This is a genomic window from Bartonella sp. ML69XJBT (assembly GCF_028618515.1).
GTDB lineage: Bacteria > Pseudomonadota > Alphaproteobacteria > Rhizobiales > Rhizobiaceae > Bartonella.
On sequence record NZ_JAQITB010000127.1, the window covers coordinates 1 to 1,118 of the forward strand.

3 protein-coding genes and 1 pseudogene are annotated in these 1,118 nt (G+C 40.3%); all 4 read right to left on the reverse strand.

Translation table 11 applies throughout. The annotated features are described in order from the left end of the window. Window positions 1–245 (reverse strand): DNA adenine methylase (locus PVV68_RS10480; RefSeq protein WP_273783047.1); only part of this gene is annotated, 245 nt, incomplete at its 3' end. A gap of 27 nt (window positions 246–272) precedes the next feature. Beyond that, window positions 273–503 (reverse strand): hypothetical protein, encoded by a 231-nt coding sequence (locus PVV68_RS10485; RefSeq protein ID WP_404978447.1) that lies wholly within the window; start codon window positions 501–503, stop codon window positions 273–275. A gap of 116 nt (window positions 504–619) precedes the next feature. After that, window positions 620–847, reverse strand: coding sequence for a hypothetical protein (locus tag PVV68_RS10495; protein WP_273722181.1), 228 nt, complete (start codon window positions 845–847; stop codon window positions 620–622). Further along, window positions 844–1,118 (reverse strand): annotated as a pseudogene (locus tag PVV68_RS10500) (lysozyme); the annotation flags it as partial. The pseudogene PVV68_RS10500 and the gene PVV68_RS10495, both read right to left, overlap by 4 nt.

A 1,118-nucleotide genomic window follows, 5' to 3' on the forward strand; every position in this document is an offset into this window, starting at 1 on the left:
CGTTTGGCTAAAGCATCAAAGTCATTTTGAACACATTGAAACAGATTCGTGATCTCTCCATTCAAATCATTAATGACGGAATATTTCGCTGGTCTTTTGTTTAGGAAAATGACACCTGAACCTAAAAACGGTTCAACATAAGTTTTATGATCTATATTATTTAAAATCGGTATAATTTTCTTACGTAGATGATGTTTACCACCCATCCACGCAAACAGTGTCTGTGTAAAATCTTGTTTTGTCATATTTTTAAAGGAAAGATTTTGTATGCTCTAACTTTTTGTGAGCCACTTTTTAAAGTGTGAGAAGCTATTATCTATGGCATCGATGAAACGCGACAAATCCATTACAAAGATAAAGATAATGAAGGCAATCCACTTCATAATGCGTGACATCATCTTTAAGCCTTGATAGGTTTCTATCATCTCGTGAAGCAGCCGTTGTTCCGTTTCCGAAAGGTCTTTTCCCCGCTTACTTTGATTGCTACTCATTTTGCCACCCACATAAACGTGCTCCCTGTTGATTATGCTTTAAAATATCTCTTGCTAAATGGGGACTGATGATCTGAACATCTTGGTTATCCAAATAAATGGGCAACCAACCAACACAAGAAACAGATCTATTTGCTGCGCACCCAACGAGACAGAGCAGCACGCACACTAGAATCACTTTTTTGATTAACTTCATTTTCAACCTCAAGACGTGTTGTTGCTCTCTTTAAGGCTGTCTCTGTTTGTTTGTGCCGCTCGCTTTTTTTGCCAACATGAAAGGCTTTCGCTAAAGCGATAAAAAAAACGGCTATAGCCGTTAACAGAACAGACAGATTTCTTTTCAACCCAAAAATCACAAGCGCTGTTCCTTAAAGCGCTTGGCTACAATCACAACACCTGTGAGCGCCGCTAAAACCATAATTCCTGCTAATGCCCATTGCACTGGTCCATTGCCAACCAAGAGCCCACCAAAGCCTGAACAAGACCCTATAATCGGGGCAAGCGCCTCTAATTGGAAAAGACCGGTTCTATTCTTGGTTTCTACCCTTTGATAATTTGAAGAAACATAAGCCCCCTTTGCCCAGAGCCCTGCTTCGGCGGCTCTACGGTTGGATAATCCTTTAAGAC